The sequence below is a fragment of the Clostridium sp. UBA6640 genome, assembly GCF_002455975.1.
In the GTDB taxonomy this organism is placed as follows: domain Bacteria; phylum Bacillota; class Clostridia; order Clostridiales; family Clostridiaceae; genus Clostridium_J.
The window spans coordinates 1-17355 of record NZ_DKLM01000070.1; the positions used below are offsets into that span (position 1 = coordinate 1).

15 protein-coding genes and 1 pseudogene are annotated in these 17355 nt (G+C 29.6%); 9 read left to right on the plus strand and 7 right to left on the minus strand.

The features are described from left to right. Positions 1 to 388 precede the first annotated feature (388 nt). The 7 genes and pseudogenes from B2W91_RS07330 to dnaA form a co-directional block, all read right to left on the minus strand. Positions 389 to 2796 (minus strand): annotated as a pseudogene (locus B2W91_RS07330) (DNA gyrase subunit A). Between the two features lie 31 nt (positions 2797 to 2827). Beyond that, positions 2828 to 4735 (minus strand): DNA topoisomerase (ATP-hydrolyzing) subunit B, encoded by a 1908-nt coding sequence (gene gyrB / locus B2W91_RS07335; protein ID WP_291579744.1) that lies wholly within the window; start codon positions 4733 to 4735, stop codon positions 2828 to 2830. Positions 4736 to 4753: 18 nt separating this feature from the next. Next, positions 4754 to 5017 (minus strand): extracellular matrix regulator RemB, encoded by a 264-nt coding sequence (remB, locus tag B2W91_RS07340; protein WP_039634431.1) that lies wholly within the window; start codon positions 5015 to 5017, stop codon positions 4754 to 4756. A 19-nt stretch (positions 5018 to 5036) separates the two neighbouring features. Further along, complete coding sequence (recF, locus tag B2W91_RS07345) at positions 5037 to 6128, minus strand: DNA replication/repair protein RecF (protein ID WP_291579745.1); 1092 nt, start codon at positions 6126 to 6128, stop codon at positions 5037 to 5039. Between the two features lie 111 nt (positions 6129 to 6239). Beyond that, entirely contained in the window at positions 6240 to 6446 is a 207-nt protein-coding gene (gene yaaA, locus B2W91_RS07350) for a S4 domain-containing protein YaaA (protein ID WP_291579746.1), read from the minus strand. Between the two features lie 17 nt (positions 6447 to 6463). Next, positions 6464 to 7564 (minus strand): DNA polymerase III subunit beta, encoded by a 1101-nt coding sequence (gene dnaN, locus B2W91_RS07355; protein ID WP_291579747.1) that lies wholly within the window; start codon positions 7562 to 7564, stop codon positions 6464 to 6466. A 258-nt stretch (positions 7565 to 7822) separates the two neighbouring features. Beyond that, the gene (gene dnaA, locus B2W91_RS07360) at positions 7823 to 9172 is read right to left on the minus strand and encodes a chromosomal replication initiator protein DnaA (RefSeq protein WP_291579748.1); all 1350 of its coding nucleotides are present in this window, start codon (positions 9170 to 9172) and stop codon (positions 7823 to 7825) included. A 605-nt stretch (positions 9173 to 9777) separates the two neighbouring features. Here dnaA and rpmH point away from each other — a divergent pair. The 9 genes from rpmH (at position 9778) to B2W91_RS07405 (ending at position 17022) form a co-directional block, all read left to right on the plus strand. Continuing rightward, the gene (rpmH, locus tag B2W91_RS07365) at positions 9778 to 9912 is read left to right on the plus strand and encodes a 50S ribosomal protein L34 (RefSeq protein WP_039634440.1); all 135 of its coding nucleotides are present in this window, start codon (positions 9778 to 9780) and stop codon (positions 9910 to 9912) included. Positions 9913 to 9966: 54 nt separating this feature from the next. Continuing rightward, positions 9967 to 10332: a ribonuclease P protein component gene (gene rnpA / locus B2W91_RS07370; protein WP_291579749.1), complete on the plus strand. Its 366-nt coding sequence runs from the start codon at positions 9967 to 9969 to the stop codon at positions 10330 to 10332. Next, positions 10301 to 10513 (plus strand): membrane protein insertion efficiency factor YidD, encoded by a 213-nt coding sequence (yidD, locus tag B2W91_RS07375; RefSeq protein ID WP_414633112.1) that lies wholly within the window; start codon positions 10301 to 10303, stop codon positions 10511 to 10513. Before rnpA ends, yidD begins: the two co-directional genes overlap by 32 nt. Positions 10514 to 10540: 27 nt before the next feature. Then, complete coding sequence (gene yidC, locus B2W91_RS07380) at positions 10541 to 11191, plus strand: membrane protein insertase YidC (protein WP_291579750.1); 651 nt, start codon at positions 10541 to 10543, stop codon at positions 11189 to 11191. A 67-nt stretch (positions 11192 to 11258) separates the two neighbouring features. Beyond that, positions 11259 to 11885, plus strand: a complete 627-nt coding sequence (gene jag / locus B2W91_RS07385; RefSeq protein WP_291579751.1) for an RNA-binding cell elongation regulator Jag/EloR — start codon at positions 11259 to 11261, stop codon at positions 11883 to 11885. A 223-nt stretch (positions 11886 to 12108) separates the two neighbouring features. Next, positions 12109 to 13485 carry a tRNA uridine-5-carboxymethylaminomethyl(34) synthesis GTPase MnmE gene (mnmE, locus tag B2W91_RS07390; RefSeq protein WP_291579752.1) on the plus strand — a complete coding sequence of 459 codons (1377 nt, stop codon included), beginning with the start codon at positions 12109 to 12111 and terminating at the stop codon, positions 13483 to 13485. 8 nt (positions 13486 to 13493) lie between these two features. Continuing rightward, positions 13494 to 15392 carry a tRNA uridine-5-carboxymethylaminomethyl(34) synthesis enzyme MnmG gene (mnmG, locus tag B2W91_RS07395; protein ID WP_291579753.1) on the plus strand — a complete coding sequence of 633 codons (1899 nt, stop codon included), beginning with the start codon at positions 13494 to 13496 and terminating at the stop codon, positions 15390 to 15392. Positions 15393 to 15412: 20 nt separating this feature from the next. Beyond that, a complete protein-coding gene (gene rsmG, locus B2W91_RS07400) occupies positions 15413 to 16132 on the plus strand; it encodes a 16S rRNA (guanine(527)-N(7))-methyltransferase RsmG (RefSeq protein ID WP_291579754.1) in 720 nt (239 codons plus the stop codon). A gap of 110 nt (positions 16133 to 16242) precedes the next feature. Next, entirely contained in the window at positions 16243 to 17022 is a 780-nt protein-coding gene (locus tag B2W91_RS07405) for a ParB/RepB/Spo0J family partition protein (RefSeq protein ID WP_291579755.1), read from the plus strand. Positions 17023 to 17355: the final 333 nt, after the last annotated feature.

Below are 17355 nucleotides of genomic sequence, written 5' to 3' on the forward strand. Positions count from 1 at the left end.
TTTCGCATCTCTTAGGGACAAGGATTATTATATCTAAATAAAAGTTATCTGTTGAAACTAAAATACATTGTTTTATCAAATTATATTAGCTATCCTCCTTCGTTCTTCTTCTTTTGCTGTATTTCTTTTATTGATACACCAGGAAAGGTATACTTAAACAATTAGGTATTTAAGTATAATAATGTGATTTTATTAGTATTTTTTATTACAGATAGAAGTTAGTAGTCCGTTGATTTTTAAAGTGTTGGATAATAACTTTATACGAAATTCATGAATTAGTTACTTATAAATCTACAAATAATTATTTAAATATTCTTAGGTCATCTTCTAAGATGCTTTAAGAAAAAAAAGACTAAAGCATAAAGCCTCAGTCTTTTAATTGTTCTTCTTATTCTTCATTTTCTATTTGTTCTAAACTCTGATCTATTTCTTCTATACTTTCTTCTGATTCTTCATTAGAAGTATCTCCATCATGTGAATCAGTATAGTTTATTTTTGCCATAGCAACAATATTTACATCTTCACCTGTCTTCATAAGAGTTACACCCATAGTATTTCTGCTTGTAGTAGATATATCTGCAACGTTTAATCTTATTATTATACCGTCACTATTAATTAACATTAATTCATCTGCGTCTTTAACTATTCTTGCACCTACTACGTAACCTGTTTTCTCAGTTACCCTATAAGTTTTTATACCTTTTCCACCTCTACGTTGTAATGTGTACTCTGATATATCTGTTCTCTTACCAAAACCTTTTTCACTTATAACTAAAAGCTCTTCATTTTCTTTAACAACTACCATTGAAACTGCAATATCTTCATCTCTTAAAGTTATTGCCTTAACCCCTGTAGTTGTTCTTCCCATTTCTCTAGCATCTTTTTCATTAAATCTTATAGAATAACCTTGTTTAGTAACAAAAATTATTTCACTATCTCCAGTTGTGATAGTAGCACCTATAAGTTCATCTTCTTCTCTTAAGTTTATAGCAATTAATCCATTTTTTCTTATGGATGCATACTTATCAAGAGAAGTTTTCTTTACTAAACCTTCTTTTGTTCCCATAACAAGATAATTATCCGCTTCAAAAGTTTTTAATGATATAACTGCTTGAATTGTTTCATTATTTTCTAATGGAAGTATATTTATAAGGTTAGTACCTTTTGCTGTTCTACTACCCTCTGGTATTTCATAAGCCTTTAATTTATAAGCCTTACCTCTATTAGTGAAGAATATCAGGTTATTATGAGTTGGAGTTATAAAGATATGTTCTACGAAATCATCCTCTTTTGTAGTAACCCCTTGAATTCCTCTTCCACCTCTTTTTTGAGCATTATAAGTGTCTATAGGAAGTCTCTTAATATATCCTGCATGAGTTAATGTTATTACAACATCTTCTTCTGCTATTAGATCTTCTTCATCTATGCTATATGGATTTTTCTCAATAGCTGTTCTTCTTTCATCTCCATACTTATTTCTAACTTCTATAAGCTCTTCTTTTATTATCCCTAAAAGAATCTCCTCATTTTCAAGTATAGATTTTAAGTACTCTATTGTTTTCATAAGCTCATTATATTCTTCTTCAATCTTTTCACGTTCTAATCCTGTAAGTCTTTGAAGTTTCATATCTAATATAGCTTGAGATTGCTTCTCAGAAAGACCAAATTTAGCCATAAGACCTTCTTTAGCTTCTTGACCAGTTTTAGATGATCTAATTAGAGAAATTACTTCATCTATGTGATCTAGTGCAATTTTTAAGCCTTCTAGGATATGAGCTCTAGCTTGAGCCTTATCTAAGTCAAATTCAGTTCTTCTTCTTACCACCATTTTTTGATGGTTTAAATAATAAACTAAAATTTGTTTTAAATTTAATACTTGAGGCTGACCATCTACTAAAGCAAGCATTATGATACCAAAAGTATCTTGCATCTTAGTATGCTTATAAAGTCTATTTAAANNTTAACTAATTCTGCTATACTCTCTATTAGATTTGCTTTATTTACTTGATAAGGAAGCTCTGAAACTATAATTCTATTACGTCCGTTCTGCTCCTCTATCTCTGATTTTGATCTAACTATTACTTTTCCTCTACCTGTTTCATAGGCATTTTTAATTCCAGCTCTTCCTAAAATTATACCTGCTGTAGGGAAATCCGGTCCCTTTATACTACTCATAAGCTCAGTAATAGTAACATCTTCATTTTCTATTATCATTATAACTCCATCTATAACCTCTTTTAGATTATGAGGAGGTATATTAGTTGCCATACCAACAGCTATACCTGATGAACCATTAACTAAAAGATTAGGAAATCTTGATGGAAGTACAGATGGCTCTAGCTCCTCACCATCGAAGTTTGGAGTAAAGTCAACGGTATTTTTGTTAATATCCCTAAGCATTTGAAGAGTAATTTTACTCATCTTTGCCTCTGTATATCTCATTGCTGCTGCTCTATCACCATCAACAGAACCGAAGTTACCATGTCCATCAACTAATGTATATCTAATAGAGAAGTCCTGTGCCATTCTAACTAAAGCATCATAAACAGAAGAATCACCATGTGGGTGATATTTACCTAAAACATCTCCAACGATTCTTGCACATTTTCTATATCCTTTTTCTGGTGTTATACCAAGTTCATGCATAGAATAAAGTATTCTTCTATGTACTGGTTTTAATCCATCTCTTACATCAGGAAGAGCACGACCAACAATAACACTCATGGCATAACTAATATAGGAATTTTTCATCTCGTGTCTTATATCTATGGGTAATATATTTTCTTCCCTATTCATATGTTTCACCTCACCTTATTTTTCTAAAATACTATATATCTAAATTGCTAACTTTCTTAGCGTTTTCTTGTATAAATTCCCTACGAGGTTCTACCTTATCTCCCATAAGAATAGTGAAGATTTCATCTGCAGCCATAGCATCTTCTACTGTAACTTTTAATAGCGTCCTTTTTTCAGGATTCATAGTTGTATCCCAAAGCTGTTCTGGATTCATCTCTCCAAGACCTTTATATCTTTGAATATCTGTATTACTATCTTTTCCACCTACTTGATTTAGAATTTCTTCTAATTCTTCATCACTATAAGTGTAGTACTCGTTTTTACCCTTTTTAACTTTATATAAAGGTGGCTGAGCTATATAAACGTGGCCTTGCTCTACTAGCTCTCTCATATATCTATAAAAGAATGTAAGAAGTAATGTTCTTATATGAGCTCCATCAACGTCAGCATCTGTCATTATTATGATTTTATGATATCTTAATTTAGATACATCAAAATCTTTAGCTATTCCTGCTCCAAAAGCAGTAACCATATTTCTTATTTCTTCAGAGTTAAGAACTCTGTCAAGACGTTGCTTTTCTATATTTATTATCTTTCCTCTTAAAGGTAAAATAGCTTGAAATCTTCTTTCTCTTCCTTGCTTAGCTGAACCACCGGCAGAATCTCCCTCAACTATATATATTTCGCATTCTTCTGGATCCTTTGAAGAACAATCTGCAAGCTTACCAGGTAATGAAGTACTTTCAAGTGCAGTCTTTCTTCTTGTAAGTTCTCTTGCTTTTTTTGCTGCTTCTCTTGCTCTTGCAGCATTTAGTCCTTTATCTATAATACTTTTTCCTACAGCAGGATTTTCCTCCAGAAAATTGCTTATAGCCTCAGAAACTATAGCTTCAACCACACCTCTAATTTCACTATTACCTAGTTTAGTTTTTGTTTGACCTTCAAATTGGGGATCTACTACTTTAACAGATATAACTGCTGTAAGCCCCTCTCTTACATCTTCTCCACTTAAATTCTTATCATTCTCTTTTAAGAATCCAAATCTCTTAGCATAATCATTTAAAACTCTTGTTAACGCAGTTTTAAATCCCACTAAGTGAGTTCCTCCTTCAATAGTATCTATATTGTTGGCAAAAGAAAATAAATTCTCATTATAAGTATCGTTATATTGAAATGCAATCTCAACTATACATTCATCCTTATTACCCTCTACATAAATAGGTTCGTTGTGTACCTTTCCTTTATTTCTATTTAAGTACTCAACAAAGGATTTAATTCCACCTTCATAGTGAAATTCATGGCTTTTATCTTCTCTTTCATCAGTTAAGGTTATTCTTATACCTTTATTTAAAAATGCTAATTCTCTTAATCTTTGAGATAAAGTTTCATAATCAAAATCTACTTCATCAAAAATTTCCTTATCAGGTTTAAAATAAGTTTTAGTTCCATGTTCTTCAGTATCACCAATCTTTTCAAGCGAGGTTACAACCTTCCCTCTTGAAAATCCTTGCCTCCAAATATGTCCCTCTCTTTTAACTTCAACCTCACATGTTTCTGATAGAGCATTAACTACAGAAGCTCCAACCCCATGTAATCCCCCAGATGCTTTATATCCGCCACCACCAAATTTACCTCCAGCATGAAGCACTGTCATTATAACTTCAACTGTTGGTATCTTTAGCTTAGGATGTATACCTACAGGCATACCTCTACCATCATCTATTACAGTAATTGAGTTGTCATTGTGAATTGTAACATTTATATTGCTACAAGCCCCTACAGTTGCTTCATCAATACTATTATCAACTATTTCGTATACTAGATGATGAAGTCCTCTAGCACTTGTGCTACCAATATACATACCTGGTCTTTTTCTAACAGCTTCAAGTCCTTCTAACACTTGTATCTGATTTTCATCATAGTTTTGATTATTATTCATGTATATCCTCCTAACTAATTAAAGCTCACAATATACAATGTCTGTTCTTTTACATAAGGTGGCTGAAGAAATAGGAGATAAATAAACCTTACTTTTCTTATTAACCTCAGCTATAACAAAAGATTTAGGTTTTTCTTTAGTTATTCGCTCTACAAATCCGTCTTCCTCTGCCATCCTTATAAATTGAATTGTATCCGAACTATACATAGTGGCTTCCATATCGAAAATTGCTATTACGTCTTTTACAGGAACCACTACATTTTCTCCTAAATGTAGAAACATGGTTATCCTCCTTAACATGCTACAGCTTTGTTATTTTTCCACTTGAGACCTTAAATATTTTTATATTATTAGTTTTATTTAAATGCTTTTCAATATTACTTATTCCTGTACATGTGATTAAAGTTTGCACATCACTTATAGAGTTTAAAATGTATTCCTGTCTTTTAGTATCTAACTCTGATAACACATCGTCTAATAATAAAAGGGGATACTCTCCTGTTAACTCTTTAATTATGTGAAGTGATGCAAACTTAATGGAAAGTACAGAAGTTCTTTGTTGACCTTGTGAGCCATAGGTCTTAACATCCATATCATTTATTAAAACTAAAAAATCGTCTCTATGAGGGCCTACAGAGGTGGTTTTTCTTTCAAAATCTTTTTTTCTATTTTTGACTAATGAATCATAAAGTTCACTCTTTATATCATTACCTTTTAATTGCATTAAATATTTAAACTCTATGATTTCTTTATCTAGAGTTATTTCTTTATGTATAATTTTACCTTTTATATTTAAATTTTCAATATATTGTAATCTTTTTTTTACTATATATTCTCCATACTCACTAAGCTTATAATCATATATATCTAATATGTCCGTATTACTACTAAATTTTTTAAGAACTGAATTTCGCTCATTAAGAATCTTTTTATAAGCTAATAAGTTATAATAATATCTTCCATCAAGCTTACAAAGCTCTATGTCCATAAATTTTCGTCTATAAGATGGTGAATCTTTTATTATGCTTAAATCTTCTGGAGAAAACATAACTATATTTAATATACCCATAAGTTCTGATAATTTGTTAATTTTTATAGAATTAATATTAATTCCTTTTTTACCCTCTTTAAAGATTTTTATTTCAATCTTTTTATCAAGTCTAATTTTTCCGATATCAACCTTTATGTAAGCCTCATTTTCATTCCATCTTATAAGCTCTTTATCTTTGTTTGTTCTATGAGACTTACCTATACTTGCATAATAAAGGGCTTCTAAAACATTGGTTTTACCTTGTGCATTATCTCCTATAAATACATTCGTACCATTTGCAAAGTCTAAATTTAGTTCATCATAATTTCTAAAATTTTTTAAGAGTAAACTTTTTACGTACATATAAACACCCATCTTAAATTATAACATACTATAAGCTAATAGTGTAAATTTTACTTTAAACAGCTAAAATTTAAAAATATGCACCGGATTTTTTCGGTGCATATACGTTAGCTAAACTACTTTGTATTGTTCACCTTGAAATTCAACTATATAACCCTTATAAAGTTTTTTTCCTCTTTGAATCTCTACTTCATCATTGACTTTAACTTCTCCATTTTGTATGAAGAATTTAGCTTCTGATCCAAGTGAACAAGCACCAGTAAATTTTAAAAATGAATCAAGTTTTATGAATTCAGTATTTATTTTAATTTCTACCATTTCGCACCTTACCTTAATTAATATTTAACCCTAACTGGAAGTAATAAATATGTGCAATTATCTTTATCCTTATTTTTTACAATACATGGACTTACTGCACTTGATAATTCCATTATAATTTCTTCTTCATCCATATTTTTAAATATATCAATAAGATATTTTGAGTTAAATGCAGTTTTTAAAGTGTCTCCTTGCAATAAAATAGAAACTTCTTCTCTAGCTTTTCCCAATTGAGAATTAGAGGTTACTATTAAAGTGTCTTCTTGGATATCTAATTTTACTAAATTTGTATTTCCATCTTTAGCCATTAGAGAAGCTCTTTCTATACAACTTAAAATTTCATCTTTCTTAACAGTAACTTTCAGTTTATATTCTTGAGGAATTATTGAACTATACTTTATAAACTCTCCTTCTAAGAGTCTTGATATAACTTTAGTATTGCCAAAATTAAATAAAATATGGTTTGGGGTAAAGGTTATTTTTACAGGTTCTTCACTGTCTTCTAGTATTTTTGAGACCTCATTTAATGTTTTTCCTGGTATTACAGCTTCTTTATTATAGTCATAGTCTATATTTTCACTTCTAAAGGCAACCCTAAAACCATCAAGAGCTACTAAGTTTAGCTTATTTTCTTTAAGCTCAAACAAAACACCTGTTAATATTGGTCGTGTCTCATCTTGAGCTGCAGCAAAAATAGTACCTTTTATCATATTTTTAAGAGTTTTTTGAGGTATTGTAAAGATCATATCCTCATCTATAGATGGCAACAATGGATAATCAGTAGCATTCATATGTATTAAATTAACACAAGATTTTTCACAATTTATTTCTATAGTATTGTCATCTATAGAAGTAATTTCAATTTCTGCATTTGGAAGTTTTCTTATTATTTCTCCAAAAAGTCTAGAATCAATAACTATAGAACCTTCTTCTATAACTTCAACATCTATTTTTGTTTCTATACAAACATCTATGTCTGAACCAATAAGTGTTAATGTATTTTTATACGCACTAATGTATATTCCTTGTAATATTTGCATTGTGGATTTTCCAGTTATAGCTTTTTGTACATTTGATATTGCTTCTTGAAGCAGATTTTTTTTAGTTATAAATTTCATTATTTATTAACCTCCTTATTAACAACTTACGTTGTGTGTAGAATAGCTTAGATAATATAAAAAATTAGTAGTAATAGTAGTAGGGGCTGTGAGTATGTGGATAACCCCTATAAACCTATAAAACAAGCCAAAAATAAGACAAAAATAATTGTGGATAAATTCATCGAAAAAAATATATTTATCCACAATATTAACAAATTTATTATATTATATTTTTTATCCACATAGTTAATTAATTTTATTAATAACAGATGTTAATTATTTTTGATTAATCTTTTTAGTTAGCTCAGTTACTGTGCTTTGTAGGTTTTCATCCTTTTTTAAGCTTTGAGATATTTTTTCATAAGCATGGATAACAGTGGTGTGATCTCTACCACCAAACTCTTCTCCTATTTTAGGAAGAGAGGTATCAGTAAGCTTTCTAGATAGATACATAGCAATTTGCCTCGGAAAGGCAACATTTCGAGTTCTTCTAGAAGATTTAAAATCTTCTATCTTTAAATTATAATAACTTGAAACTATATCTTGAATTAGTTCTATTGTAATTTGCCTAGTATTTCTGCTAGAAATTATATCCTTTAAAGCTTCTGCTGCTAGATCTGCGTTTATTTCCCTATTAGTTAATGAAGAGTAAGCAACTATTCTTATAAGTGCTCCTTCAAGCTCTCTAATATTTGACTTTATTTGAGTTGCAATATATACCATTACTTCATTAGGTATGTTTAAATTTTCTACATCAGCTTTTTTCTTTAAAATAGCAATTCTTGTTTCAAAATCTGGTGCTTGTATATCTGCAATAAGTCCCCATTCAAACCTTGAACGCAATCTGTCCTCTAATGTAGGAATTTCCTTTGGTGGTCTATCGCTCGATAATATAATTTGTTTATTTGCTTCATAAAGAGCATTAAAAGTATGGAAGAATTCTTCTTGTGTACGCTCTTTCCCAGCTATAAATTGAATATCGTCAATTAAAAGTACATCTACGTTTCTATACTTATTTCTAAACTCTACGTTTTTATCATCTTTAATAGAATTTATAAGTTCATTAGTAAACTTTTCAGAGGATACATATACGACTTTAGATTTTGAATTTACGTTTTGTATGTAATGGCCAATAGCGTGCATTAAGTGAGTTTTACCAAGTCCAACTCCCCCATATATAAATAATGGATTATATGCTTTTGCAGGAGACTCTGCAACCGCTAGTGAAGCTGCATGAGCAAATCTATTGCTATTTCCAATAACGAAAGAATCAAAAGTGTACTTAGGATTTAATATAGCCGACATTTCATCATTTACTACTAATGTAGGTTTTTGCTCTTCTTGTTTCTTAGAAGTATCTTTTTCAATTGCTTCTTCAGATATAATAAAAAAATCGATATTATATGTTTTGTTAGAAACAGATTTAACAGAATTTATAATTAAATCCTTATATCTATTTTCTAATATATCCTTTGTGAAATTATTAGGAACACCTAATCTTAAATTACTATCTTCTATCGATATAGGTTCAATACTCTTTATCCAAGTATTAAAGCTAACTTCTGTAAGTTCCCCTTTGAGAGTGTTCAAGGTCTTTTCCCATAATTCTTTCACTTGGGTGTTCATCTCCTATCCTCCAGTCTAATGAATTTATTTTTATATATTTAATAGAAAAATTAATTAATAAAAAATTAATTTTCACATATAGCTAACAAAAAATAAACAACTTTATTAACAGGTGAATATTATTATTTAAAGTTGTTGACAATTTTAGATAAAATTATTCACATGTTAATAACTTAGTATAAAAATAAAAAATATGAAAAGTTATTAACAGTGTTAGTAAAATAACTATTCACAATAAATAAAATTGTATAAAATAAGATAAAAAGTCAAAAATATAATAGTAAATACTACTATTTTATAAAAAAGAAACAAGTTATGCACAAAGTTATCAACAGGCTGTGTATAACTTTTACTATTCAGAAGTTATTAACAGGTCTTATTACATGATATCAAAATATAATATCGTATTCAAGAAGTTATCCACAAAAAGTAAATTATATAATTGAAAAATATCAACAATAAAGTAGAAGAAGCTCGGATTTTTTGTGATTATAGTCATCTTGACATTAGAAGGTTGTAAATATATAATCTAATAGTAAAACCATAAAATAGTGATATTATAATTGCTATAAATTATTTATATCGAAAGAAGGGGGTGTACGCACATGTTCATGACATACCAACCTAAAAAAAGACAAAGAAAAAAAGAGCATGGATTCAGAAAAAGAATGAAAACTAAGTCTGGAAGAAACGTTTTACAAAGAAGAAGACTTAAAGGAAGAAAAAGATTGACAGCATAAGGGCCGCTAATGTGGCCTTTTTCTGCAATTGCAGGAAAAAAGGAGCAGTTGATAATGAAGTTAGATAGAATACGAAAGAATCCTGAATTTAGGTTAGTATATAGAAGAGGAAAGTCTTACTCGAACTCAGTACTAGTATTATATGTTTTTAAAAACTATAAAAACAATAATATTAATAGGATAGGAATTTCGGTTAGTAAAAAAGTAGGTAAGAGTGTAATTAGAAGTAGAGTTAAGAGACTTATAAGTGAAAGTTACAGATTGAATAAAGATAATTTAAAGCAGGGTTATGATTTTGTTTTTGTCGCTAGAGCTGCTTCAAAAGATAAAAGTTATAAGGATGTAGAAAAGGCTGTAAAAGATTTATTTAGAAAAAGTGGTTTATACAATGTTGAAAAAAATATTAATAAATCTAATTAATTTTTATAGAAAATACATATCTCCTTTAAAAAGGCCTTGTTGTATATATACGCCTACTTGTTCTCAGTATGCTATGGAGGCTATAGAAAAATATGGTGCTTTAAAGGGTGGATATATAGCGATAAAGAGAATATTACGATGTCATCCTTTTCATGAGGGTGGATATGACCCAGTTAAATAACTACACTATAATTAGGAGGGTTCTATTTTGAAAGAATGGTTAGCAGGAATTTTAGGAAAATTCTTTTATTTTCTATATGATATAATTTCGTCGGGTATACCTGATAAAAATATATCTGTTGGTTTAACTATTATATTATTTACTATTGTAGTTAAATTGTTTTTACTTCCACTTAGCATTAAACAAACTAAGTCCTCAGTAAAGATGAGTGAAATACAACCAAAAGCTAAAGAAATACAGGACAAATACAAAAATGACCCACAAAGAGCTCAGCAAGAAGTTATGAAGCTTTATAAAGAAGAAGGGGTAAGCCCAATGGGAGGATGTTTACCACTACTTATTCAATTTCCTATATTAATTGCGTTATTCTATGTATTTAATACATTAGATTATCAAGGGGCTTCATTCTTATGGATTCCAGTTTTAAACGAACCAGACCCATATTATATATTACCAATATTATCAGTCATAACTACATATTTATCATCTAAGGCTATGCAGCCAGCAGGAAATAGTGAAGCAGCAAAGAAAACCTCTTCAATGAATATTGGTATGGCAATTTTCTTTGGATTTATGAGTTTGAAATTTCAGGCAGCCTTAGTTTTATATTGGGTAGTAAATAACTTACTTCAGTTAGCACAAACTTTAGCATTAAAGCCTAAGAAAAATGTTGTGTAGTATGTTTATAACTAGAAAATAGTTAATATATATGCCTATTAAATTTAGAAAGGCGGTGTCATAGGGAATGAAATGTATTGAGATGACGGGGAAAACCACGGATGATGCTATTAAAAATGCACTAGAAGAATTAAGCTTAACAGAGGATAAAGTAACGGTAGAAATATTAGAAGAAGGAAGCAAAGGTTTTTTAAATATAATAGGAGTTAAACCTGCAAGAGTTAGAGTAACTATTAAGAGAGATCGTATTTATGAAGCTAAAAACTTTTTAAGAGAAGTTTTAGAATCAATGAATATGAAAGCTGAAGTTAAAGTAAAAGAAGAAAATGATGAGATTAAAATTAACTTAATTGGACCTAATATGGGAATTTTAATAGGTTATAGGGGAGAAACTCTAGACTCTCTTCAATATTTAGTTAGCTTAGTTGTAAATAAAGATCATGATGAAGAGTATAAGAGAGTTATACTAGATACTGAAAATTACAGATATAACAGACAAGAAACTTTAAAAAGACTTGCTGGAAAAATGGCTAACAAAGTCAAGGTAAGCGGAAAAACGCTAAAACTTGAGCCTATGAACCCATATGAAAGAAGAGTAATACATTCGGCTCTTCAAAATGACCCAAATGTAAAGACTTATAGTGAGGGCGAAGAGCCTAAAAGAAGAGTAGTAATTGAGTTAAAGAAAGCCTAAGGGCTTTCTTTTTAGTTCTATAAGAAAAATAAAAATTAATGTATATTCATTGTCTAACTTTTAATTTGTAATTAGAGCATGGCTTTGTCATGCTTTTTATAATATAGTAAAATAGTATAATGTTTTTATTTTATTTGTATTTTAGGATAAAATAATAAATGGTAGTTTGAGAATATTACGTATGTATTAAAGATAGATTTGAATCAAAGGAGGTATAGAATAGATGAAAGAGTTTGATACAATAGCTGCGGTGGCTACTACTGTTGGAGAAGGCGGAGTATCTATAATTAGGGTTTCAGGTGATAATTCGCTTAAAATAGTTAGCTCTATTTTTGAGGGAAAAAATAAAAGAAGATTAGATGATATAAAATCTTATACTATGAGATATGGTCACATTGTTGATAAGGATAAAAATCATATAGATGAAGTTATTGTAAGCTATATGAAAGGACCTAGGAGTTTTACAGCGGAAGATGTTGTAGAAATAAATTGTCATGGTGGTGTAATTGCTACTAATAGGGTTATGCAGGAAGTTTTGAAAGCTGGAGCTAGAATGGCTGAGCCAGGCGAATTTTCTAAAAGGGCATTCTTAAATGGAAGGATAGATTTAAGTCAAGCAGAGGCCATAATAGATATTATAAATGCCAAAACTGAACTTAGTATGAAATCTGCCCTTATGCAAAGTGAGGGTGGAATTTCCAAGGAAATAGAAGTATTAAGAAATGATCTTTTATCTACAATTGCCCACATAGAGGCTACTGTAGATTATCCTGAAGATGATCTAGAGGAAGTTACTGCAGATATGGCAGTTCTGAAATTAAATGAAGTATTATTAACTATAAATAATCTTTTAGATACAGCTGATGAAGGAAAAATTTTGAGAGAGGGCTTAAATACGGTAATAGTAGGAAAGCCTAATGTAGGTAAATCCTCATTATTAAATGCACTAACGAAGGAAAATAGAGCAATAGTTACAGATATACCAGGAACTACTAGAGATGCTATAGAGGAATATATAAATATTAGTGGAGTGCCTATTAAAATAATTGATACAGCTGGAATAAGAGAAACAGAAGATCTAGTAGAAAAAATAGGCGTTGAAAAATCTAAAGAAAAAATAAATGAAGCAGACCTTATAATATTAATATTGGATAATAGTAGAGCTATAGAAGAAGAAGATAAGGAAATTATAGAACATATAAAAGATAAAAAATACATTGTACTATTAAATAAAATTGATTTAGATGGTAAAATAAATAAAGATGATTTAATAAGTTTAAATTCTGATTATATATTTAATGTTTCCATAAAAACTGGAGAAAATATTGAAAAGATAAAAGAGTGTATAAAAGAGCTTTTCTTTAAAGGTGAAATAGCTACTAATGACATAATAATAACTAATACTAGACATAAGGAAGCGTTATTTAGAGCTAAAGAAAATATTGAGAGCGCTATTGATGCACTTAAGAATACCTTCGCAATTGATTTAGCGTCTATAGATATTAGAAATGCCTGGACAATTTTAGGTCAAATAACAGGAAATACTTTAGAGGAGAACATAATTGATAAAATATTTTCAGAATTTTGTTTAGGAAAGTAGGTGACTTTATGAAATATTTGGCTGGAGATTTTGATGTTATAGTAATTGGAGCTGGGCATGCAGGTTGTGAAGCAGCGCTTGCTACAGCAAGAATGGGATGCAAGACTTTAATGTGTACTATGAATTTAGAAAGCGTTGCTTTTATGCCATGTAATCCTAATATTGGTGGTACAGCTAAAGGACACTTAGTTAGAGAAATTGATGCATTAGGCGGAGAAATGGGTATAAATATAGATCATACTTATATTCAATCAAGAATGTTGAATACCTCTAAAGGTCCAGCGGTACATTCTTTAAGAGCTCAAGCGGATAAAAAAAGATATTCTGAAAGAATGAAAAATGTTATAGAAAAAGAGGAAAATTTATACTTAAAGCAACTTGAAGTTATAAGCATAGATGTAGAAAATAATAAGGTTAAAGGTGTTTTAACAAAATTTGGAGCGTATTTTACTTGTAAGGCATTAATTTTGACTACAGGAACATATCTAAAATCTACTGTAATTGTAGGTGATATAAGTTATAATGAAGGACCAAGTGGCCTTTATCCATCAAATCATCTTTCTAAGTGTCTATTAGACGTAGGCATTTCTTTAAGGAGATTTAAGACAGGAACTCCTGCTAGAATAAATAGACGTTCAGTAGATTTCTCTAAGATGGAGGAACAAAAAGGAGACGAGAAGGTTGTACCTTTCTCTTTCATGAGTGAAAACATAGACAGAGAACAGGTAGATTGTTATTTAACATATACAAATAATAAAACTCATGAAGTAATAATGAAAAATATACATAGATCTCCATTATATAATGGTTCAATTCATAGTACAGGGCCTAGATATTGCCCGTCAATTGAAGATAAAGTTATGAGATTTCAAGATAAAGAGAGGCATCAAATTTTTATCGAACCTGAAGGAGAAGGCACAGAGGAAATGTATGTTCAAGGTATGAGTAGTTCATTACCAGAGGATGTACAAATAGAAATGCTTAAGACCATTCCTGGTCTTGAAGATGTTGAAATGATGAGAACAGCTTATGCTATAGAATATGATTGTATAGATCCTACTCAGTTAAAGCTCTCATTAGAATTTAAACATTTAGATGGATTTTTCTCAGCAGGCCAAGTTAATGGAAGTTCAGGATATGAAGAGGCTGCAGGACAAGGCATTATAGCTGGTATTAATGCTGCACTGAAGATAAGAGGAGAAGAGCCATTAATATTAAAACGTTCAGATGCATATATAGGTGTATTAATAGATGATTTAATTACAAAGGGTACTAATGAACCATATAGAATGATGACTTCACGTTCAGAGTATAGACTTTTATTAAGACAAGACAATGCAGATTTAAGACTTACAGATATGGGATATAAAGTAGGGCTTGTAACAGACGATAGGTATAATGAGTTCATAACAAAAAAAGAACAAATTGAAAATGAGGTTAAAAGATTAAAAAATCTTCAAATTACTAATAAAAAAGAAGTAATAGATTTTCTAGATACCAAAGGGTCAGCTCCACTTAAAAAGCCTATAAGTTTTTATGAGCTAATTAAACGTTCAGAACTTGACTATTATATAGTTGCTGAATTAGATCCTGAAAGACCTAAGCTTTCCTATGCAGTTACAGAGCAGGTAAATATAATTTCAAAATATGAGGGTTATATTGAAAAACAACTGGAACAAATAGCTCAATTTAAAAAATTTGAAAATAAGCTTTTACCTGAAGATATAAACTATGATGAAGCTAAAGGTCTTAGAATTGAAGCAATGCAAAAGTTAAATAAAATAAGACCTGTAAATATAGGGCAAGCGTCAAGAATTTCAGGAGTATCACCAGCAGATATTTCAGTTTTAATGATTTATCTTGAACAAAGAAATAGATTAAAAAACCAAGAAAATGAAACTGAATAGCTATATATGGAGGGATAATCATGAAATACTACGATATATTAGAGGAAGCAAGCAATAACGAACATTTAAGTTTTGACGAAGATAAATATAATAAATTTATGCTCTACAAAGATATGATTAAAGAATGGAACGAAAAAATAAATTTAACTGCCATTACAGAGGATGATGAAATAATAAAAAAGCATTTTATTGATTCTATAAAGGTATTTAAAATAGATGAATTAAAAGATGCTAAAAGAATAATAGATATAGGTACAGGTGGAGGATTTCCAGGAATACCTATGAAAATTATAAATCCAAAATGTGAAATGGTTCTTTTAGATTCATTAAATAAAAGGATTAACTTTTTAAATGAGGTTATAAGAGAACTAAAACTTGAAAACATAGAGGCAGTACATGGAAGAGCAGAAGACTTTGTAAAACAGAACAATTGTAGGGAAGGTTTTGATGCAGTAGTTTCCAGGGCGGTAGCTAATCTTACTGTTTTAAGTGAATTTTGCCTTCCATATGTAAAAATAGGGGGATATTTTGTAGCATTAAAGGGACCAGCTATCGAAGAAGAGATGAATGATGCTAAAAATGCTTTAAAAATATTAGGGGGAAAAGTCGAAAGAATAGAGGAAGTAACAATAGAAGGTAGCGACTTAAATCATAATTTAGTAGTAATAAAGAAATTTAAGGAGACTCCTAAAAAATATCCTCGAAAAGCAGGTATGGTAACAAAGAATCCACTAAGATAATGTAAAAAAATGGTATAAACTTCTTTGTAAAAATACACAAAAAAAGAAGGGTTTTTTAAACAAAAAGAGAATTGTAAATATGAGGAAAAAAATAGAGGGATGGGTTTACTATGGAAAAAAATGTAACTTATATTTCTACGGAACTAATTTCACCAAATAAATATCAACCACGACAAGTGTTTAATGATGAAACTATAGAAGAATTAGCGCAATCTATTAAAGCATATGGAATTATACAGCCATTATCAGTTAGAAAAAACCATGACGATACATATGAGTTGGTAGCAGGTGAAAGAAGATTAAGAGCTGCTAAAAAAATAGGGTTAACAGAAGTACCAGCAATAATAATTGAAATAAGTGATGAGGACTCTGCAGCTATTGCCCTTTTAGAAAATCTACAAAGAGAAGATTTAAATTTCTATGAGGAAGCAGTTGCATATTACAACTTAATTCAAGACCATTCTTATACTCAAGATCAATTAGCTCAAATAATAGGTAAAAAGCAATCAACGATTGCTAATAAACTTAGAATACTTAAGCTGGAGAAAGAGTTAATTGATAAAATTATAAAAAATAAATTAACGGAGCGTCATGCCAGAGCGTTACTTAAATTGCCAGATTTAGATCTTCAGAAAGCTGTGCTAGATATGGTTATAGAAAAAGGCTTAAATGTAAGTAAAACAGAGCAATTGATAGATAGAGAACTATTAAAGTTATCGCAGCAAGAAATAGCAGCTGATGGAAAGAAGAGAATAAAGGGTATATTTAATGCTAAGATATATGTAAATACTATTAAACAAGTATTTGATAAATATGGAATAGATGCTAAATATAGATCAAAGGAATTAGATGATAGTATTCAAGTGACAATCACTATACAAAAAAAATAATAGTAAAGAATGTTTCATGTGAAACATTCTTTTTTTGATTTCGAATTTATTGATGCAATTAAAGTAGCCCATGAAAGTTTTATAATGGCTTATTAATAAAAATTATTAAGATTATTTTTATTATACCTTGATAATAGGTGTAAGTTTTTCTATAGTATTTTTTAAAAAATAAATTTTACAAAGCGAAGTTATGGAAAAAATAATTACAAATATCAATTTATATAAGAAATTTACATAAAAATTTTAAATAAGACTTTTATTGTATTTTATATACATATATAATTACATATATAAAGTCAAATTACATAGGGGATTTTAGAATGGGGGTATTGA

Bases quoted from the DNA above. Each gene is read 5' to 3' on its own strand.
- gyrB (WP_291579744.1), bottom strand. From the start codon at position 4,735: ATGAATAATAATCAAAACTATGATGAAAATCAGATACAAGTGTTAGAA.
- remB (WP_039634431.1), bottom strand. From the start codon at position 5,017: ATGTTTCTACATTTAGGAGAAAATGTAGTGGTTCCTGTAAAAGACGTA.
- recF (WP_291579745.1), bottom strand. From the start codon at position 6,128: ATGTACGTAAAAAGTTTACTCTTAAAAAATTTTAGAAATTATGATGAA.
- yaaA (WP_291579746.1), bottom strand. From the start codon at position 6,446: ATGGTAGAAATTAAAATAAATACTGAATTCATAAAACTTGATTCATTT.
- dnaN (WP_291579747.1), bottom strand. From the start codon at position 7,564: ATGAAATTTATAACTAAAAAAAATCTGCTTCAAGAAGCAATATCAAAT.
- dnaA (WP_291579748.1), bottom strand. From the start codon at position 9,172: ATGAACACCCAAGTGAAAGAATTATGGGAAAAGACCTTGAACACTCTC.
- rpmH (WP_039634440.1), top strand. From the start codon at position 9,778: ATGTTCATGACATACCAACCTAAAAAAAGACAAAGAAAAAAAGAGCAT.
- rnpA (WP_291579749.1), top strand. From the start codon at position 9,967: ATGAAGTTAGATAGAATACGAAAGAATCCTGAATTTAGGTTAGTATAT.
- yidD (WP_414633112.1), top strand. From the start codon at position 10,301: ATGTTGAAAAAAATATTAATAAATCTAATTAATTTTTATAGAAAATAC.
- jag (WP_291579751.1), top strand. From the start codon at position 11,259: ATGAAATGTATTGAGATGACGGGGAAAACCACGGATGATGCTATTAAA.
- mnmE (WP_291579752.1), top strand. From the start codon at position 12,109: ATGAAAGAGTTTGATACAATAGCTGCGGTGGCTACTACTGTTGGAGAA.
- mnmG (WP_291579753.1), top strand. From the start codon at position 13,494: ATGAAATATTTGGCTGGAGATTTTGATGTTATAGTAATTGGAGCTGGG.
- rsmG (WP_291579754.1), top strand. From the start codon at position 15,413: ATGAAATACTACGATATATTAGAGGAAGCAAGCAATAACGAACATTTA.
- B2W91_RS07405 (WP_291579755.1), top strand. From the start codon at position 16,243: ATGGAAAAAAATGTAACTTATATTTCTACGGAACTAATTTCACCAAAT.